The sequence below is a fragment of the Pseudomonas sp. LRF_L74 genome, assembly GCF_965644255.1.
GTDB lineage: Bacteria > Pseudomonadota > Gammaproteobacteria > Pseudomonadales > Pseudomonadaceae > Aquipseudomonas.
This window is the reverse complement of sequence record NZ_CBFFRH010000003.1, coordinates 79,125-96,641: the sequence shown is the minus strand read 5'-3', so window position 1 is coordinate 96,641 and position 17,517 is coordinate 79,125. Positions and strand designations below refer to the sequence as shown.

Genomic DNA, 17,517 nt, shown 5'->3' with positions numbered 1-17,517 from the left:
CTTACAGTGCCCCGAACACCTTCTTGGCGATGCTGGTCGCGGCGGCGGTGGGGTTGTCGCGAATGCTGGCTTCCTGGTCGGCGATCATCTTGAACAGGCCGTCGAGGGCTTTTTCGGTGACGTAGCCTTCCACGGTCGAGCTCTTGGCGTCGAGGGCGCCGAAAGCAGAGGCCTTGCCGGCTAGGCTGTTGTACTGCTGGGCCAGGCCGATCTGGTCGGTGGCGCTCTTGACGATGGGCAGGAACTTGGCGCGGATCTGCTCGCGGCTGCTGGTGTTCAGGTATTGGGTGGCCGAGTCCTTGCCGCCGGAGAGAATGCCCTTGGCGTCGCTCACGGTCATTTTCTTCACCGCGTCGACCAGGATCGCCTGGGCCTGCGGTACGGCGGCCTCGGCGGCCTTGTTCATGCCGGTTTCGAGCTGATCGACCTGATCACCCATGCCCATCATCTTCATGGTCTTGGCCGCTTTGCCGAGCTTGCCTGGCAATTTGATGCGCACCTGCTGGTTGTTGCTGAAGCCGCCGGGCTTGCCCAATTGCTGCACGGCGATCTGCGCGCCCTGGGTCAGCGCGTCCTTGAGGCCGCTGCTGGCGTCGGTCTGGCTGAGATCGGAGAGCGACAGGGCGAAGGCACTGGCGGACAGGGCCAGGCCGGCGAACAGGGCAGTGAGTCGAAGCATGGTTACGGACCTTTGCAGCGGGATAGGTGGGGGTCGAGCTTAGCGGAGCCAGGCGGGTACGCCAAATGAGAATGTTTGATCGCTGTTGCGATGGAGAATGCCCGGCTGAGGATATTTTGCTAGGGTGGAAGCTCATTTAAGCCGCCAGTGGATCTTTCCGTACGGCATGGACGGATGCAGGGCACCGCTATGGGAGGCACCTTTTGTCATCCATCGAGACCGCCGGCGCCCTGGCGAAAGCCATCGACAATTGCGCCAGGGAACCGATCCACATACCCGGCAGTATCCAGCCTCAGGGGTTCATGCTGGTGTTCGCCAATGACCTGCGCGTGCAGCAGGTCAGCGAGAATGTCTGCCAGTGGATTGGCCTTGAACCTTCGGCATTGATCGGCGCGAGCCTGTCCAGCCTGGTCGAGGGCCATGCGGCACTGCTGGCCAGCCTTGACGCGCTACCGGGTAACGAGCAGACGCCATACCACCTGGCCAACGTACAGTTCCGTGCGCCGGCCCGAGAGGTATCCCTGGCCATGCTGGTGCACCGCCATGATGGCGTGCTGATCGCCGAGTTCGAGCCGAGCGAGCGCTCGACCACCTATGGCGAACTCTACCCATTGATCCGCACCTTCATCGGCCAGTTGCAGGATGCCGAAAGCGTCGAGCAGCTCTGCCGCCTGGCGGTGGACGAGGTCAAGCGCATCACCGGTTTCGGTCGGGTCAAGGCCTATCGATTCGATGCCGAGGGCAATGGCCTGGTCCTGGCGGAGCAGGCCGATGCCGATTACACCCGTTACCTGGGCCTGTGTTTTCCCGCCTCGGACATCCCGGCCCAGGCTCGCGCGCTGTACTGTGCCAATCGTATCCGCGTGATCGAGGATGCCAACTATCGGGCGGTGGCCATCGTTCCGGCCAACAACCCGCAGACTGGCAAGCCGCTGGATCTGAGCTTCGCCATCCTGCGCAGCGTGTCGCCGGTGCACCTGCAATACATGCGCAACATGCGGACCCTGGGTTCGATGTCGATCTCCATCGTCGTGCGCGGCAAGCTCTGGGGCCTGGTCTCCTGCCATGAGCACGAGCCACGGCGGGTCGGTTTCCAGAATCGTGCGGCCTGCGAATTGCTCGGGCGCATGCTGTCGCTGCAGATCGAGTCGCGCGAGGCGCATGCCGAGACCCAGCGCCTGCTCGGTCTGCGCCAGCGCATCGTGCAGTTGCTTTCCTCGATGGCCGATCGCGACAGCGTCAGCGACGGGCTGCTGGCGTTGCCGCAGACCTTTCTCGATTTCGCCCGGGCGAAAGGCGCCGCCATCGTCATTGGCAGCACCTGCCACCTGTTGGGCCTGACTCCGCCCAAGGAAGCGGTGGGCGACCTGGTCGACTGGCTCGCCGAACGCGGTTGCCACGATGTCTACCATAGCGACAACGTCGGCCGGGACCTGCCCCATCTCCCCAGGTTGGCCGATTCGATCGGCGGGGTGATGGTGATCGCCATCTCGGAAATCCACTCCCACTACCTGATCTGGTTCAAGCCCGAGCACGTTCGCACCGTGGAGTGGGCGGGCAGGCCGCAGAAGCAGGTCTCGCCCAGCGGGGCACTCGACCCGCGCAGCAGCTTCGAGGGCTGGAAGGAGATCGTGCGTGGCTTCTCCAGCCCCTGGGATGCCATCGAGGTGGACGGCGCCCGTGAACTGCGGGCTGCCGTACTCGGCATCGTGTTGCGCAAGGCCGAGGAAATAGCGCAACTGGCGGGCGAGCTGAAGAAGTCCAACAAGGAACTGGAGTCCTTCTCCTACAGCGTTTCCCACGATCTGCGCGCGCCATTGCGGCACATCGCCGGTTACGCCGAGCTGCTTGGCGACTTCGACGGCGAAAAGTTGTCCGAGCGTGGCCATCGTTTTCTCGAGCACATCGGCGAGTCCGCGCGGTTCGCCGGCACCCTGGTCGACAACCTGCTGAGCTTTTCGCAGATGGGCCGCGCGGCCCTGCGTTTTTCCGAGGTCGAATTGGACACCCTGGTCGAATCGATTCGCGAGGAAATGCGCCCCGACTACGAGACCCGCGCGGTCGACTGGCAGATCCAGCCGATGCCCCGCGTGATCGCCGATGCGGCCTTCATCCACCTGGCGCTGCGCAACCTGATCGCCAATGCCATCAAATACAGCCGTGACCGTGAACCGGCGGTGATCGAGATCGGCGCACGTCAGGAGACCGGCGAGGTGGTGGTGTACGTGCGCGATAACGGCGTGGGTTTCGACATGGAGTACGCCAACAAGCTGTTCGGCGTGTTCCAGCGCCTGCACCGGGTCGAGGAATTCGAAGGGACGGGGATCGGCCTGGCCAGCGTCCGTCGCATCATCGAGCGCCATGATGGCCGGGTCTGGGCCGAAGGCTCGGTCGGCCAGGGCGCTACCTTTTATTTCGCTTTGCCCAAGCGCGATCGCCGTACGATCGCCTGACCACGAGGATTGCCATGCTCAAACCCATCCTGCTGATCGAGGATAATCCTCACGACCTGGAGCTGACTCTGGTCGCCCTTGAGCGCAGTCAGTTGGCCAACGAGGTGATCGTGCTGCGCGACGGTGTCGAGGCCCTCGATTATCTGTTCCGTCGCAATGCCCATGCCGGGCGCGACGAAGGCAACCCGGCGGTCATGCTGCTCGACCTGAAGTTGCCACGGGTCGATGGCCTCGAAGTCCTGCAGGCCGTGCGCGAGTCCGCCGAGCTGCGCAGCATCCCGGTGGTCATGCTGACCTCCTCGCGTGAAGAACCGGATCTGCAACGCGCCTACGAATTAGGGGTGAACGCCTACGTGGTCAAGCCGGTCGAATTCAAGGAATTCGTATCAGCCATCTCCGACCTGGGAGTCTTCTGGGCGGTGCTGAACGAGCCTCCACCTGGGTCGCTGCGTCTACAGAGACGTCCGCAGTCCTGATAGGCGGGCCTTTCCGGCCTGATCCGTGGTAAACGATGGCGAGCCTCCATGCCGGATAGTCCACTCAAACTGTTGCTTATCGAAGACTGCTCCCATGATGTCGAGCTGAGCGTGCTGACGCTCGAACGCAGCGGCATGCTCGTCGAGCCCGTGGTGGCCTATGACGCGCCCGGTGTCGAGAGGGCATTGACCGAGCAGGCCTTCGACCTGGTCCTTTCCGATTTCCTGCTGCCGGGGTTCTCCGGTGCCCAGGCCTTGCAGATCGCCCAGCGCCTGGCGCCAACCACGCCGTTCATCTTCCTCTCTGGCATGTTCGGCGAGCAGCATGCGGTCGATATGATGCGCCAGGGCGCCATCGACTACGTACTCAAGCAGAACCTCGACATGCTGCCCAAGGCGGTCAATCGGGCGATGGCCGAAGTGCGCGAGCGCCGACGCCGACAGAAGGCCGAGGCTGCGTTGCGCGATGTCGAAGTCCGCGCCGGCCTGGCGGTGGACGCCGCGCGCCTCGGCACCTGGGATCTGGACCCGCGCACCCAGCGCCTGGTCTGGGACGAGCGTTGCCGGGAGTTGTACGGCGTAGGGCCGGAAGTCGAGCTGGACCTGGACTACTTCCTGGCGCGCTGCCACCCACAGGACCGCTCGTTGGTGCTGGAGCGCGTCGAGCAGGCCATGTCGTTCGACGGCGATCACCTGTATCACGTCGAATACCGCATGCCGCGCGCCGATGGCAGTGAACGCTGGTTGTCCACGCGAGGCCGGGCGTTTTTCGAGGGGAGCGAGTGCGTGCGGTTCATCGGCGTGGTGCAGGACATCACCGAGCAGCGCCAGGCTACCGAGTCCCTGCAGCGGATGAACGAGCGCCTGGGGCAGCGCGTCGAGCGGCGCACCCGTGAGCGTGACCGGGTGTGGGACGTGTCCCGCGACATGCTGGCGATCCTGCGTTTCGACCTGACCCCGACCGAACTCAATCCGGCCTGGGAAGAGCTGCTCGGCTGGCCGCGCGAGCGCCTGACCCGCGAGTTGCTGATCGACCTGGTGCACCCCGACGACCGCGAGGCGACCTTGCGCGAAGCGCTGGCAATACGCCGAGGCAAGGTCTCGACGCGGTTCATCATTCGGCTGCGCCATGTCGATGGCGACTATCGCTGGTTCTCCTGGACCCTGGTGCCCGAGGGTGAGCTGATGTATGCCTCGGCGCGTGACATCACCGCCGAGCGCCAGGCCGCCAACGAGCTGGAAGCGATCAACCAGCGCCTGCGCGTGCAGATCCAGGAGCGTGAGCGGGTCGAGGCCACGCTGCAGCAGATGCAGCGCCTGGAAGCCGTCGGTCAGCTCACGGCAGGTGTCGCCCACGACTTCAACAACCTGCTCACCGTGGTGTTGACCAGCGCGCGCCTGTTGTCCCGCGACCTGGAGCGCGAGTCAGTGAGCAAGGCCCAGGCGCGCTTGCAGAACATCACCGACGCCGGCGAACGCGGCGCGCGCCTTACCGCCCAACTGCTGGCCTTTTCCCGGCGCCAGCGCCTGGAGCCGGAAGCGGTCAACCTCAATGAGATGGTGCAGGGCATGGGCGATCTGCTGCAAAGCACCATGGGCGGACGCATCCGTATCGAGACCTCGACGGCGGAGGACTTGTGGCACGCCATGGTCGACCCGACGCAGATCGAGATGATCATGCTCAACCTAGCGATCAACGCTCGCGACGCCATGCCCGAAGGCGGCGTGCTGCGGTTGGTCACCCGTAACGAGCGGGTCGCCTTGCCTGCCCAACGGCCAGAAGATCCAGAGCCGGGCGATTATGTGACCCTGTCCGTCGAGGACAACGGCGTGGGCATGGACGAGGAGGTGCTGGCCAAGGTCTTCGAGCCATTCTTCACCACCAAGGCCGTGGGCAAGGGCTCGGGGCTGGGGCTTGCCCAGGTGTTCGGTTTCGCCAAGCAGTCGGGAGGCGGGGTCAGCATCGTTACCGCGCCGGACCAGGGAACCCAGGTCAAGGTGCTGTTGCCGGCAGTGGTACAGCCGCTGCGCGAGGCGCGGGAGGCGGTCGAGGCGCCGCCGAGCAGCCAGGCCGCACCAGCCAGGACCATCCTGCTGGTCGACGACGACGCCTCGGTGCGGATGGTGACCGGCATGCTGCTCGGCGACATGGGCTACGTCGTGATCGAGGCCGACAGCGGCGACGCGGCCTTGCGCGCACTCGATGGCCGGGTGGAGATGCTCGTCACGGACTACGCCATGCCTGGCATGACCGGTGCCGAACTGGCCGAAGCCGTGCGTCTCCGCCGGCCTGGGTTGCCGATCCTGTTCATCACGGGCTATGCCGAACTGGGTGGGCTGGAGATGGACGACACGCTGATTCTGCAGAAACCCTACCGCGAAGATGAGCTGGCCGCGAAGCTGCGCCAGGCCTTGCATGAGGATGCCGATAGTGCGGCTTGATGGGCCCATGAAAAGGCGAAAAAGCGGACGCAAATGAGCATGTTGAATCGATTCGCACACCTGCCTGTTTTTAATGCCGTGATGGCAACGCGGGTGGTTTTCAACGACTGGGTGGTAATCCCTTCGGTGAAGGCATGGAGGCGTGTCGACGGATTATGGCGAGGTATCCATGAGTGAGCTGTTGTATTGCACGGTAGACGCGGGGCTGGAGGCGGAGCGCCAGTTGCTCGATCGTGTGCATGGCGGCGAGATCGACAGCGGCTTGCTGTTGTGGTCGCCGTGTGATCAGGCCCTGGTGATGCCACGCAAGTTCAGTCGCGAAAGCGCATTTGCCAGCGCCACCTCCGCAGTCGAGCATCTTGGCTGGCCGGTATTGCTGCGTGACACCGGCGGCGAGCCGGTTCCGCAATCCCCGGCCGTGCTCAATGTCGCCCTGGTTTATGCGATGCCGGCAAGCGACGACGAACAGGCACGCATCGAAACCGCCTACCAGCGCTTGTGTCAGCCAATCTGCGACTGGTTGCGCTCGTTCGAACTGGACAGTGGCACGGGCGAAGTCCCCGGCGCCTTCTGCGACGGTCGCTTCAACGTCACCCTGGAGCGCCGCAAGCTGGCCGGCACCGCCCAACGCTGGCGCCGCCGCGCCAATGGCGGCGCGCCCATCGCCCTGGCCCACGCGGCCATGCTGATGGACGACCAGCGCGGGGTGATGGTCGAGGTGGTCAACACCTTCTACAGCGCCTGCGGGCTGCCGATGCGCTGTTTGGCTGAGAGCCATATCGCGTTGCGGGAGCGCCTTGGTGAGCCGTGGCAACGCCTGGCTGAGTTGCGGGAGCGCTATCGCCGTGCCCTGAGCAATGCTGGCATCGGCACAGAAGGGTAAGGCCTACAGCGCCGTCTGCAGGCTGTCTTCCCGCTCCAGGGCGACCTGGCGTATCGACAGGCGGATTTCCGCTGGCAGCACGCGCTTGGCCGCACCCTCTGCCAGTTCGGCGAGCTGTGGGTGGTGGCTGAGCTTGCCGGCTTCGTCCTTGCGCACCACGCCCTGGTCGAGCAGGGTCTGGATGAAGTGGCGGAACAGGCTCTTGTCGAAGAACTCCGGGGCGTTGAGGCCATGCAGGATCGACAGGCGCTGGGCCATGATCACACAGCGGTTTTCCAGTTCCTCGGCGCTCAGGTTGTACTGGCCGGCATCGAGCAGCAGCGCGGTGGCCATGTAGAACCGCTGCAGGGTCTGGACGATGGCGCGGGCCAGCAGGGTCAGCAGCACGAATTGCCGCGAGCTGGGCGCAGGGCGCAGGTAGACGTCGTGCTCGACGCGCAGCAGGCCCTGTTCGACGAACGCGGCCAGCCATTGATCGACCACCGCTTCCAGTTCATCGATGCTCCAGCGGATGAACAGCTCCGCCTGCAGGTACGGGTAGAGCGCACGGGTATAGAGCAGGACCTGTTCGCGGCTCATCCTGGAACTGCTCTGGAAGAAGCTCGCCAGCAGGGCGGGCAGGGCGAAGATGTGCAGGACGTTGTTGCGGTAATAGGTCATGAGGACGGCGTTCTGCTCGTCCAGATAAAGAATGCGACCCAGGGCGTCATTCTGCTCGGCCAGCAGCTTCATGCTCTGCACATAGGCGATCAGCTCCGCGCCATCGCCCTCCGGCAAGGTTGCATGGGGGGAGTAAGGCACTCGGCGCAGCAGCGCCAGGTAAAGGTCGAGCACACGGGTCAGGGCTTTTTCGTCCAGGGCCAGGCGTGATGTGGAAAGCAGGGCCAGGGCGACGAGGTTGACCGGGTTGACCGCTGCGGCCTCGTTGAGGCGCTGGGCGACGTGCTCACCCAGGCGGCTGGTGGTTTCGTTCAGCCAGGCGGGGCGCAGGCTTTCGTCGTAATCCTCGGTGCGCCAGCCCGGCCGTTGCCCATCGAGAAATTCGGCGAGCTTTATCGGTTCGCCGAAGTTGACCCAGACACTGCCGAAACGCTGCTTGCGGATCGCGCTGATGACCTTGAACAGGTCGAAGATCGACTCCTTCTTCTTTTCCGCGCCACGCAGCTCGCCGAGGTAGGTGCGGCCCTCCAGTACGCGTTCGTAGCCGATGTACACCGGTACGAACACCACTGGCAGGCGATGCGAGCGCAGGAAGCTGCGCAGGGTGATGGCAAGCATGCCCGTCTTCGGCTGCAGCATGCGCCCGGTACGCGAACGGCCGCCTTCGACGAAGTATTCGACCGGGAAACCGTGGCTGAACAGCGTGTGCAGGTATTCGTTGAACACCGCGCTGTATAGCGGATTGCCCTTGAAGGTGCGGCGCATGAAGAAGGCGCCGCCACGGCGCAGCAGGCTACCGATGAGCGGCATGTTGAGGTTGATGCCGGCGGCGATGTGCGGGGGGGTAAGGCCGTTGCGAAACAGCAGGTAGGACAGCAGCAGGTAGTCGATGTGGCTGCGGTGGCAGGGTACGTAGATCACTTCGTTGCCGTGGGCGACCTCGCGCACCGACTCCAGGTGGTTGACCTGGATGCCTTCGTACAGCTTGTTCCAGAACCAGGACAGCACCAGTTCCAGAAAACGGATGGCGGTGTAGGTGTAGTCCGAGGCGATTTCGTTGCCGTAGCGCAGCGCCTGCTGGCGTGCTCTTGCCAGCGGGATCTTCTCGCGCTCGGCTTCCTCGGCGATGGCCTGGCGTACTTGTGGTGCATGCACCAGGCCCTTGACCAGATTGCGTCGGTGCGACACGTCGGGGCCGATCACCGCGCTCTTCAGGTTGCGAAAGTGTACGCGCAGGATGCGTTGGACCATGCGCAGCGTGCGTTCCTGGCCTTTGCCCTGGGCTTGCAGTTCACGCAGGTGAATGGGGGCGGAGAACTGCACGCGGGTCTTGCGTCCGAGGATCAGGATACTGACCAGTTTGCGCAGCCGCCCGGTTACCGCCCAACTGTCGGCGAACAGCAATTTCCATGGGCTGGTTTCGCGATCGGGCGATTGGCCCCAGAACACGCTGACCGGGACGATCTGCGCATCGTCCGGCGCGTGTCGCTGCAGTTCTTCAAGGATGCGGATCAGCGCCGGTGGCGAGCTGCGCCTGTGCCCGCCGAGCCAGCCAGGTTCCGGGGTCAGGTAGAAGAACGCCGCCGGTTCCATGTGCTCGCCGACTTGCACCGGCAGTACCGGACGCGGCAGGCCGACCTTGCTGCACTCATGGTCGAGCACCGCCAGGTCGCTGGCCGAAGGCCGCTGCAGCACGTAGAACACTGGCTTGCCACGATCGAGCCGCAAGTCGAGGGAAGACTGGCTGATGGTTTCGGAGCGCACCCATAGATAGAGCAGGCGGCGCAGGGTGCTGAAGGCGAGGCGGCGGAGCGGGGATCGGGTCATGGAGGTTCGACAGCGAAACGAGCGTTTTGCTCGGGAACATTAGTATCACCGCTTCGCTACTGTGCAGGGAAATATCACGGAAAAACCTGACCGTTTGGCTGGCCATGGAATTGCGGAATATCGCTGCATCCCTAGTCCTTCATGGTTCGTGTGCGATCTTTCGGACGTATTGGCAGAGTGTTTGCTTGTTTTATTCCCGCGAAACGGTTGTATCCGTACCCGTGCTCCAGTCGTTCGTCAGTGGACGAGTCAGGAGCGCGTCGCCAAACCGATCAGTGCCCGCCAGGGCAATAATAAAAAGCGATGTAGAGGGAAGTGGTAATGAGTCAACGTGAGCAGGGAACCGTCAAGTGGTTCAACGATGCCAAGGGCTATGGCTTTATCCAGCGTTCCAGCGGGGCGGACGTATTCGTCCACTACCGTGCGATTCGCGGGGAGGGCCACCGTTCGCTGGTCGAAGGCGAGCAGGTCGAATTTGCGGTGGTCGATGGCCAGAAGGGGTTGCAGGCCGAAGACGTTGCCAAACTCTGATGCGCTGAAAATGCAAAAGGCCCGTCATGGCGACGGGCCTTTTTCATGCAGATTGAACCGCGCCGCACCAGAGCGAAGCGTTCTGGTGCGGCTCTCCGTCAGCTATGGCGGATCAGGTAATCGAAGGCGGACAACGATGCCTTCGAGCCTTCGCCCATGGCGATGACGATCTGCTTGTACGGCACGGTGGTCACGTCGCCGGCGGCAAAGATACCGGGCAGCGAGGTTTCGCCGCGGGCATCGACGATGATCTCGCCGCGATCCGACAGCTCGACGGTGCCTTTCAACCACTCCGAGTTCGGCAGCAGGCCGATTTGCACGAAGATGCCTTCCAGCTCCAGCGCGATGAACTCGTCGCTGCTGCGATCCTTGTAGACCAGGCCGGTGACCTTCTGGCCGTCGCCTTTCACTTCGCTGGTCAGGGCGCTGGTGATCACCTTGACGTTGGGCAGGCTGTGCAGCTTTTTCTGCAGCACGGCGTCGGCGCGCAGCTTGCTGTCGAACTCCAGCAGGGTCACATGGGCAACGATGCCGGCCAGGTCGATGGCCGCTTCCACGCCGGAGTTACCGCCACCGATCACCGCCACGCGCTTGCCCTTGAACAGCGGGCCGTCGCAATGCGGGCAGTAGGCCACGCCCTTGTTGCGGTATTCCTTCTCGCCCGGCACGTTCATTTCTCTCCAGCGTGCGCCGGTGGAAAGGATCACGGTCTTGGCCTTGAGGCTGGCGCCGCTCTCGAACTTCACTTCGTGCAGCTCGCCGGCGGCGCTGGCAGGGATCAGCGCACTGGCGCGTTGCAGGTTCATGATGTCGACGTCGTAGTGCTTGACGTGTTCTTCCAAGGCGCGGGCCAGTTTCGGGCCCTCGGTTTCCTGCACGGAAATGAAGTTCTCGATGGCCATGGTGTCGAGCACCTGGCCGCCGAAGCGCTCGGCCGCGACGCCGGTGCGGATGCCTTTGCGCGCGGCATAGATTGCCGCCGCCGCGCCGGCCGGACCGCCGCCGATGACCAGCACGTCGAACGCGTCCTTGGCCTTGAGCTTCTCGGCGTCGCGGGCGGCGGCGCCGGTGTCGATCTTGGCGAGGATCTGCTCGGCTTCCATACGGCCCTGGCCGAACAGTTCACCGTTGAGGTAGATGCTCGGCACCGACATGATCTGGCGCGACTCGACTTCATCCTGGAACAGCGCGCCGTCGATGGCGACGTGGCGGATGTTCGGGTTGAGCACGGCCATCAGGTTCAGCGCCTGGACCACGTCCGGGCAGTTCTGGCAGGACAGCGAGAAGTAGGTCTCGAAGTTGAATTCGCCTTCGAGGTTCTGGATCTGCTCGATGACCTCGGGCGCCAGCTTCGACGGGTGACCGCCGACCTGCAGCAGGGCGAGGACCAGCGAGGTGAACTCATGGCCCATGGGCAGGCCGGCGAAACGCAGGCTGATGTTGCCGTTCGGGCGGTTGAGGGCGAACGACGGCTTGCGTGCATCGTTGCCATCGGTCTTCAGGGTGATCTTGTCGGTCAGGCTGACGATGTCGTCGAGCAGGCCTTTCAGCTCCTGGGATTTGTCGCTGTCATCGAGGGACGCGACGATCTCGAACGGCTGGGTGACCTTTTCGAGGTAGGCCTTCAACTGAGTTTTAAGCGTGGCGTCCAACATGTGCATCTCCTCGTTGACGAATTTCGGGCAATAAAACGCCCGGACGGGTTGCGCCCGGGCGCCGAGTCGCAGGGGATGGATTGCATCCCCGGCGCTGACCTTCGGGAAGCGTAGCTTCCGGGTCGTATTTAGATCTTACCGACCAGGTCCAGGGATGGAGCCAGGGTCTTCTCGCCTTCTTTCCACTTGGCCGGGCAGACTTCGCCCGGGTGAGCGGCGGTGTACTGGGCGGCTTTCAGCTTGCGCAGGGTTTCCGACACGTCGCGCGCGATTTCGTTGGAGTGGATCTCAACGGTCTTGATGGTGCCTTCCGGGTTGATGATGAAGGTGCCGCGCAGCGCCAGGCCTTCTTCCGGGATGTGCACGCCAAAGGCGTTGGTCAGTTGGTGAGTCGGGTCACCGATCAGCGGGAACTGGGCCTTGCCGACTGCCGGCGAGGTTTCGTGCCAGACCTTGTGCGAGAAGTGGGTGTCGGTGGTGACGATGTACACTTCGGTGCCAGCCTTCTGGAACTCGGCGTAGCTGTTGGCAGCGTCTTCGATCTCGGTCGGGCAGTTGAACGTGAAGGCTGCCGGCATGAAGATCAGGACCGACCACTTGCCTTTCAGGCTTTCTTCAGTGACTTCGATGAACTTGCCATTGTGGAACGCGTTGACCTTGAACGGCTGTACTTGAGTGTTAATCAAAGACATCAGTGGAACTCCTTCAGGGGTTGGTTAGTTTCGATGGGGGACATCCTAACCGCGTTGTCCCGATTCTCTTAATTGATTGAGGGCATCGTTATGATTGCCTGCGCCTATGTTGAGGCCGATCCTCGCAGGAACATTCCTATTTGAGGGTGACAGAGGCGTTTTACAAGCTGTCGATGGCAGGCGTTCGATTAGCGGCGAAGCCGGCCGGCCGAACGCCAGTATCGTTGGATCGAAACGCATGGCGTCAGGCGGGCAGGCACAGTTGCGGATTGTTCTGCCGGTGTTGATCGAAGATGAACTGGCGCAGGCGCTCGGTATGTTCGCTGTGCGTCAACTTCAGGGAGTAGGCCGCACGTTGCTTGCCAACCGAGCGGATGAGCCGGGCGCTCAGCGGAATCGGATCGTGCCCGGGCAGTGGCAACCACAGGTGAAACTCTTCTGGCAGGAACCCGCGGCCGGACACCATCAGGCCGTCGGGTGAGAGCTGGCGAACTTTAAGCTCGGTTTCCCGGCCATGTTTGTCGAGCAGGGGAATGGGCGCTGCCAGGTGGATGCGCAGCGAGCGAGGCACTTCGCCTTCCTCGAAGATGCTGGGGGCAGCCAGTTCCAGATGCAGGTTGTGCATCTCGTCTTCGACCAGATTCAGTGGGAAGGTCATCCAGTAGCCGTCGAATCGGGCATCCAGGCTGAGTTGCGAAGATTGCCCGAGCCTGGACAGCATGGTGTTTACCCGCTGCCCGCCATCGACCTTGAAACTCGGACTCTGCAGTGGGTTGCTGGCAATCGGGCTGTCGAACAGACGCTGGATGAAGTCCAGTTCTTCACTGGATAGACTGCTGTGCTCGGACATATGACCTCCCGTACGAGGACTGCCTTGTCGCAAGCGCTAGAGTGCGCCTTTCTGTATGCGCACTGGCGGATACGCGAGTGACGACCTCAAAAGTTGCGATTTCGGACTGTTAGACGAGGGTGTTGCGCACAAGTTCCCCGAGTGGGTCCCGGTGATACGAAGTCGCTTCGGTATTTCGTCCCGCCAGCCCTGCCGCTTGCGGCATAATGCGAGCCATTATCAGCTTGCTGGAGCGTTCTGCATGAAAGTGGCCATCATCTCGGGGTCTGTCTATGGCGCGGCTGAGGAGGTCGCACGGCGTGCCGCGACCCTGCTCGAAGCTGCCGGATTCGAGGCGTGGCATGGCCCCGGCGCCAAGTTGGCAGAGGTGCTCGATAGTGCTCCCGACGCGATCCTGGCGGTAATCTCGACCACTGGCATGGGCGAGTTGCCGTACAACATCGAAGGTTTCTACCATGAGGTGCGCGACAGCTTGCCCCAGGCGCTGGCAGGCCGCCCGTTCGCGGTTCTGGCGCTGGGCGATTCCAGCTACGAGATTTTCTGTGGTGCCGGTGAGCAGATTCGCGAAGTGCTGCTTGAGGTCGGCATGCGCGAAATCCAGCCAATGCTGCGTCTGGACGCGAGCGAGTCGGTCAATCCGGAAGAGGACGCACTGCCCTGGGGCGAGGCGTTCGTGCAGGCGCTCAGGAGCGAGGCCTGATCAAGCGCTTGGGGTCTGCACCGGAAACTCGCGGGCCACTTCCAGCCACGCCTGGGCGGCACGCGACAGGTAGGCGTCACGCCGCCAGATGAAGGCGATATCCCAGCGCAGATCCGAATTCAGCAGAGACAGACGCCGCACCCCGGGGCGCTCCAGCGTCCTGGCGACCAGGCGTGGCAGGAGTACGGTGCCCTGTCCGGCCGCGACCAGGGCCGCGAGAAAGTCCGCCTGGCCGCTGCGCCCACTCTCGCGCGGCGTGAAGCCGGCGCGCTGGCACGCCTGGAGCAGGCGGTCGTTGAGGGTGAAGCTCTGCTGGTAGAGCAGGAAAGGGGTATCGGCCAACTGCTCCAACTCCAGGCTGCCGGCCCGAGCCAGCGGATGATCTTCCGGCAGCAAGACATCCAGCGGGTCGTTGCAGAACGGCTGGGAGTCGAAGAGCGGATCGTCGGGCTGCAGGCCCGCGCCCAATTCCAGCTCGCCGCCCAGGATCAGTTTTTCCACCATCTTGCTGCCGCCTTCCTGCAACTGCACGGCGATATTCGGGTAGCGCTTGCGATACTCCACCAGCGGCCTGGCGAACAATTGGTCACTGCCCAGCATCGGCAGGCCCAGGCGCAGTTCGCCCCGTTGCAGGTGGCTGAGGTCATCCAGCTCACTGAGCAATTCACTGCGTAGCCGCAGCATTTCTTCGGCGCGTCGCAGCACGATCTGGCCTGCGCTGGTCAGGCGCGTCTGCGGACCGTTGCGTTCCAGCAGTTGCACGCCGAGTTGTTGCTCCAGTTGCGCCACCTGTTTGCTGACGGCGGATTGGCTGGCATGCAAGGTGCTGGCGGCCTGGGTGAAGCCGCCTTGCCGAACGACCTCAAGAAAACTGCGCAATTGCTTGAATTCCATTTTGGAATGCTCTCAAGTCCAATAATTCGCTTTGGCGATGATAGGGCTGCATTTAAGCTGAGGGCCAGTCCTGGGGGCTCATTTCCGTGAATCGTTCCCGCGTTATCCACCTTTCCCGTCTCTGCGCCGAACTCCTGGTTCTGCTCGGCTTGTATCTGCTCGGCACGCAGTTGGCTCAGTGGTTGAACTGGCCGGTTCCCGGTGGGGTGATCGGCCTGGCGCTATTGCTCGGCGCATTTGCCACGGGCTGGGTGCGGCCGGCCTCGTTGCAACTCGGGGCTGGCTTGTTGATCGCGGAGATGTTGCTGTTCTTCATTCCGGCGTTGATGAGCCTGCTCGACTACGGTGCGCTGCTGCGCCAGGAGGGTCTGCGCATCCTGCTGGTGATCGGCTGCAGTACCTTGCTGGTGATGATCGCCACGGCATTGACCGTCGAATTTGTATGCCGCTGGAGGATGCGTCGTGACGCTTGAACCGATGCCGCTGTTCTGGCTGCTGGTGACCCTGGCCGCTTATCTGTTCAGTCGCTGGATGTACAAGCGCAGTGGTCGCTACCTGCTCTCGCCCCTGATTTTCGTGCCTGCCTTGTTGCTGGCGCTGGCTGTCCCCAGGCACACGGCCTATGCCGAATATTCCAGCAACACTCATGTGTTGATGCTGTTGCTCGGCCCGGCGACCGTGGCCTTCGCGGTGCCGATCTGGCAGCAGCGCGTGCTGCTGGCGCGGCACTGGCCAGCCCTGTTGCTGGGTATGCTGGCAGGCAGTGCGGTGGCAATCAGCAGTTCCTGGTGGCTGGCCAATTCGCTGGCGCTCGATGGCGAGGTCAGTCGCTCCCTGGTGCCGCGTTCGATCTCCACGCCGTTCGCCATGCCGCTCGCGCAAAACCTAGGCGGCGTGCCGGAACTGACAGCGATCTTCGTGATGATCACCGGCGTGTTCGGCGCCCTGGCCGGTGGTTTGCTGCTCAAATGGCTACCGTTGAAAACCGCCTTGGCGCGGGGCGCGCTGTTTGGTGTCGGGGCCCATGGCGCGGGTACTGCAAGAGCCCAGGAGGTCGGTCAGGAAGAGGGGACCGTTGCCGGACTGGTCATGGTGCTGATGGGCTTGCTCAACCTGTTCGCTGCGCCCTTGCTCGTTTGGCTGATCTGACGAGGCGCCATCTTCTTGCGCGACATTTTTTTCACAGGCTTTTGATGAGCGCTGAACGCAGCGCCACGTAACGTCGCGAGCATTCCTCCCGTATGGATTGCGCCGCGATGTTCCGCCTGATCATGCTCCTGTCTTCGCTGTACCTGTTGCTCCTGCAAGCCGCCTCGGCAACCGAACCCCTGAATGCCGGGGAGTGGGCCCAGCCGGTGGACAAGTCGTTCAACCTCTATCGTATGACCCCGCTGCTTTATCGCAGTGCCTTGCCGGGCAGTGACAATCTCGATCTGCTCAATCACTTGCAAGTGCGCACCGTGGTCAGCCTGATCAAGGACGACGACAGCCAGTGGGCCGGCTCGACGCTGATGCGCCTGGTCAGTTATCCGGTGCATGCCGACCGGGTTGACGATGCCGATGTGATTCATGTGCTCGGCCAGATTCAGGAGGCGCAGCGCCTCGGCCCTGTATTGTTGCATTGCAAGCATGGCCGTGATCGCACGGGCCTGTTCGCCGCCATGTATCGCACGGCCATCGAGGGCTGGGATAAAGAGGCGGCGTTGGATGAGATGCGTAACAACGGCTTCGGCGACGATGCGTCCATGGCGGATGCCATCGATTACGTCACCCATGCGGATGTGCCGGCGATTCGCAAGGCGTTGGCCGAGGGCGACTGCGGTCCCGGCTGTCAATGGCGCGAGCGTGTAATCGCCCAGCTTTCAGTGCAACGATAGAGTGCCTGCCTTTTCCAGCTTGGCGAGGTGCTGGGCAATCCTGACCCGCTCCCGAGGATCATCACTGAGCATCAGGGCGTGTTCGAGGTCGAAGCGTTCGGCCTGGGGGCAGTCGAGCTCGTGATACAGCGCCGCGCGAGTCAGGTGGTCGGCGGCATTCGGTGGCGCCAGCAGCAGGATACGTTCGGCGTCCTTGAGAGCCGCCAGCGGATCGTCATTACTGGTGTGCAACTGACACAGGTTGCGTGATAGGCGCAGGAGCAAGGCGCGTGCGTTGCAGGCCTGCATGTGACTGGCTTGCAGGGGGGTATCGGGCCCGGCGACGCGAGCCAGCAGTTCGCGACAGTCACGCGGATAGAGACGGCGTCCGGTGCATGAGTCGAGCAGATGGTCGGCCCCTGGCGAGCGTAACAACAGGCGACCCGGGAAGTTCACCGCCTCCAGAGGGATGTTCAACTGCCTGGCCAGTTCCAGGGCGATCAAGGCCAGGGACAGCGGTTGTCCCCGACGTCGTTGCATCACCCGGTGCAGCAGTGCGGCCTGAGGGCGCAGGGGCATTTCGTCATCTTCATGGAAGCCCAGGTCGCCGAGCCGGCGTATCAGCGGTTGCGCCAGTTCCCCGGCCGGCAGGCAGGGAAGACCGACCAGGACCTGCTGGCGCAGGTTGGCCAACTCATCCACTAGCAGCCCGGGCTTGAGCAGAATGTCGTGCTCGGCGGCGATCCATAGGGCCGCTTCGAAAAGCTGCTCCGGCGAATGTTCCAGACAGGTGAGCCAGGTGGGGCGTGACGTCATCGAAAGCTCCTGTAACGACGAACTGTCTGCCTGGTCTTTTAGCCCTCCGCTGCAAGGGCGTCCAGTGCAGACGCTATTCATCTAACGAAGCGGCAGCCCCTGA

The 17,517-nt window shown here is 63.2% G+C and carries 16 protein-coding genes; 9 read left to right on the top strand and 7 right to left on the bottom strand.

Translation table 11 applies throughout. The features are described 5' to 3' along the window. Position 1: 1 nt before the first annotated feature. Positions 2-679: a DUF4197 domain-containing protein gene (locus ACSZPK_RS09045; protein WP_437881124.1), complete on the bottom strand. Its 678-nt coding sequence runs from the start codon at positions 677-679 to the stop codon at positions 2-4. Positions 680-891: 212 nt separating this feature from the next. Here ACSZPK_RS09045 and ACSZPK_RS09040 point away from each other — a divergent pair, with 212 nt between their 5' ends. The 4 genes from ACSZPK_RS09040 (at position 892) to ACSZPK_RS09025 (ending at position 6,933) form a co-directional block, all read left to right on the top strand. After that, a complete protein-coding gene (locus tag ACSZPK_RS09040) occupies positions 892-3,132 on the top strand; it encodes an ATP-binding protein (RefSeq protein ID WP_437881564.1) in 2,241 nt (746 codons plus the stop codon). 14 nt (positions 3,133-3,146) lie between these two features. Then, positions 3,147-3,608, top strand: a complete 462-nt coding sequence (locus ACSZPK_RS09035) for a response regulator (RefSeq protein WP_437881123.1) — start codon at positions 3,147-3,149, stop codon at positions 3,606-3,608. Between the two features lie 48 nt (positions 3,609-3,656). Next, a complete protein-coding gene (locus ACSZPK_RS09030) occupies positions 3,657-6,050 on the top strand; it encodes a response regulator (RefSeq protein ID WP_437881122.1) in 2,394 nt (797 codons plus the stop codon). A gap of 169 nt (positions 6,051-6,219) precedes the next feature. After that, positions 6,220-6,933, top strand: coding sequence for a lipoate--protein ligase family protein (locus tag ACSZPK_RS09025; protein ID WP_437881121.1), 714 nt, complete (start codon positions 6,220-6,222; stop codon positions 6,931-6,933). 3 nt (positions 6,934-6,936) lie between these two features. On the opposite strand, the gene plsB is transcribed toward ACSZPK_RS09025, so the two are convergent. After that, entirely contained in the window at positions 6,937-9,420 is a 2,484-nt protein-coding gene (gene plsB / locus ACSZPK_RS09020; protein ID WP_437881120.1) for a glycerol-3-phosphate 1-O-acyltransferase PlsB, read from the bottom strand. Positions 9,421-9,741: 321 nt separating this feature from the next. On the opposite strand from plsB, the gene ACSZPK_RS09015 reads away from it, so the two are divergent. Continuing rightward, complete coding sequence (locus ACSZPK_RS09015; protein WP_437881119.1) at positions 9,742-9,951, top strand: cold-shock protein; 210 nt, start codon at positions 9,742-9,744, stop codon at positions 9,949-9,951. Positions 9,952-10,049: 98 nt separating this feature from the next. Here the strand turns inward: ACSZPK_RS09015 and ahpF are convergent, their stop codons facing one another. The 3 genes from ahpF to ACSZPK_RS09000 form a co-directional block, all read right to left on the bottom strand. Then, a complete protein-coding gene (ahpF, locus tag ACSZPK_RS09010; RefSeq protein ID WP_437881118.1) occupies positions 10,050-11,606 on the bottom strand; it encodes an alkyl hydroperoxide reductase subunit F in 1,557 nt (518 codons plus the stop codon). A gap of 128 nt (positions 11,607-11,734) precedes the next feature. After that, entirely contained in the window at positions 11,735-12,298 is a 564-nt protein-coding gene (gene ahpC, locus ACSZPK_RS09005) for an alkyl hydroperoxide reductase subunit C (protein ID WP_437881117.1), read from the bottom strand. Between the two features lie 244 nt (positions 12,299-12,542). Continuing rightward, the gene (locus ACSZPK_RS09000) at positions 12,543-13,148 is read right to left on the bottom strand and encodes a hypothetical protein (RefSeq protein ID WP_437881116.1); all 606 of its coding nucleotides are present in this window, start codon (positions 13,146-13,148) and stop codon (positions 12,543-12,545) included. A 241-nt stretch (positions 13,149-13,389) separates the two neighbouring features. Here ACSZPK_RS09000 and ACSZPK_RS08995 point away from each other — a divergent pair, with 241 nt between their 5' ends. Beyond that, the gene (locus ACSZPK_RS08995) at positions 13,390-13,848 is read left to right on the top strand and encodes a flavodoxin (RefSeq protein WP_437881115.1); all 459 of its coding nucleotides are present in this window, start codon (positions 13,390-13,392) and stop codon (positions 13,846-13,848) included. Here ACSZPK_RS08995 and ACSZPK_RS08990 read toward each other — a convergent pair whose 3' ends face one another. Next, positions 13,849-14,742, bottom strand: a complete 894-nt coding sequence (locus tag ACSZPK_RS08990; RefSeq protein ID WP_437881114.1) for a LysR family transcriptional regulator — start codon at positions 14,740-14,742, stop codon at positions 13,849-13,851. An 86-nt stretch (positions 14,743-14,828) separates the two neighbouring features. Here ACSZPK_RS08990 and ACSZPK_RS08985 point away from each other — a divergent pair, with 86 nt between their 5' ends. The 3 genes from ACSZPK_RS08985 to ACSZPK_RS08975 all read left to right on the top strand — a co-directional run bounded on the left by ACSZPK_RS08985 (position 14,829) and on the right by ACSZPK_RS08975 (position 16,619). Beyond that, the gene (locus tag ACSZPK_RS08985) at positions 14,829-15,215 is read left to right on the top strand and encodes a CidA/LrgA family protein (protein ID WP_437881113.1); all 387 of its coding nucleotides are present in this window, start codon (positions 14,829-14,831) and stop codon (positions 15,213-15,215) included. Next, a complete protein-coding gene (locus tag ACSZPK_RS08980) occupies positions 15,205-15,891 on the top strand; it encodes an LrgB family protein (RefSeq protein ID WP_437881112.1) in 687 nt (228 codons plus the stop codon). Before ACSZPK_RS08985 ends, ACSZPK_RS08980 begins: the two co-directional genes overlap by 11 nt. Before the next feature lie 107 nt (positions 15,892-15,998). Continuing rightward, positions 15,999-16,619 carry a tyrosine-protein phosphatase gene (locus ACSZPK_RS08975; protein ID WP_437881111.1) on the top strand — a complete coding sequence of 207 codons (621 nt, stop codon included), beginning with the start codon at positions 15,999-16,001 and terminating at the stop codon, positions 16,617-16,619. Here the strand turns inward: ACSZPK_RS08975 and ACSZPK_RS08970 are convergent. Next, entirely contained in the window at positions 16,605-17,414 is an 810-nt protein-coding gene (locus ACSZPK_RS08970) for a SirB1 family protein (RefSeq protein WP_437881110.1), read from the bottom strand. The genes ACSZPK_RS08975 and ACSZPK_RS08970 overlap by 15 nt on opposite strands. Positions 17,415-17,517 lie beyond the last annotated feature (103 nt).

Excerpts from the sequence above, each read along its gene's own strand:
- ACSZPK_RS09015 (WP_437881119.1), top strand. The coding sequence starts at position 9,742 with ATGAGTCAACGTGAGCAGGGAACCGTCAAGTGGTTCAACGATGCCAAG.
- plsB (WP_437881120.1), bottom strand. The coding sequence starts at position 9,420 with ATGACCCGATCCCCGCTCCGCCGCCTCGCCTTCAGCACCCTGCGCCGC.
- ahpC (WP_437881117.1), bottom strand. The coding sequence starts at position 12,298 with ATGTCTTTGATTAACACTCAAGTACAGCCGTTCAAGGTCAACGCGTTC.
- ACSZPK_RS09025 (WP_437881121.1), top strand. The coding sequence starts at position 6,220 with ATGAGTGAGCTGTTGTATTGCACGGTAGACGCGGGGCTGGAGGCGGAG.
- ACSZPK_RS09030 (WP_437881122.1), top strand. The coding sequence starts at position 3,657 with ATGCCGGATAGTCCACTCAAACTGTTGCTTATCGAAGACTGCTCCCAT.
- ACSZPK_RS08990 (WP_437881114.1), bottom strand. The coding sequence starts at position 14,742 with ATGGAATTCAAGCAATTGCGCAGTTTTCTTGAGGTCGTTCGGCAAGGC.
- ACSZPK_RS08995 (WP_437881115.1), top strand. The coding sequence starts at position 13,390 with ATGAAAGTGGCCATCATCTCGGGGTCTGTCTATGGCGCGGCTGAGGAG.
- ACSZPK_RS08975 (WP_437881111.1), top strand. The coding sequence starts at position 15,999 with ATGTTCCGCCTGATCATGCTCCTGTCTTCGCTGTACCTGTTGCTCCTG.
- ACSZPK_RS09035 (WP_437881123.1), top strand. The coding sequence starts at position 3,147 with ATGCTCAAACCCATCCTGCTGATCGAGGATAATCCTCACGACCTGGAG.
- ACSZPK_RS09045 (WP_437881124.1), bottom strand. The coding sequence starts at position 679 with ATGCTTCGACTCACTGCCCTGTTCGCCGGCCTGGCCCTGTCCGCCAGT.
- ACSZPK_RS08970 (WP_437881110.1), bottom strand. The coding sequence starts at position 17,414 with ATGACGTCACGCCCCACCTGGCTCACCTGTCTGGAACATTCGCCGGAG.
- ACSZPK_RS09000 (WP_437881116.1), bottom strand. The coding sequence starts at position 13,148 with ATGTCCGAGCACAGCAGTCTATCCAGTGAAGAACTGGACTTCATCCAG.
- ahpF (WP_437881118.1), bottom strand. The coding sequence starts at position 11,606 with ATGTTGGACGCCACGCTTAAAACTCAGTTGAAGGCCTACCTCGAAAAG.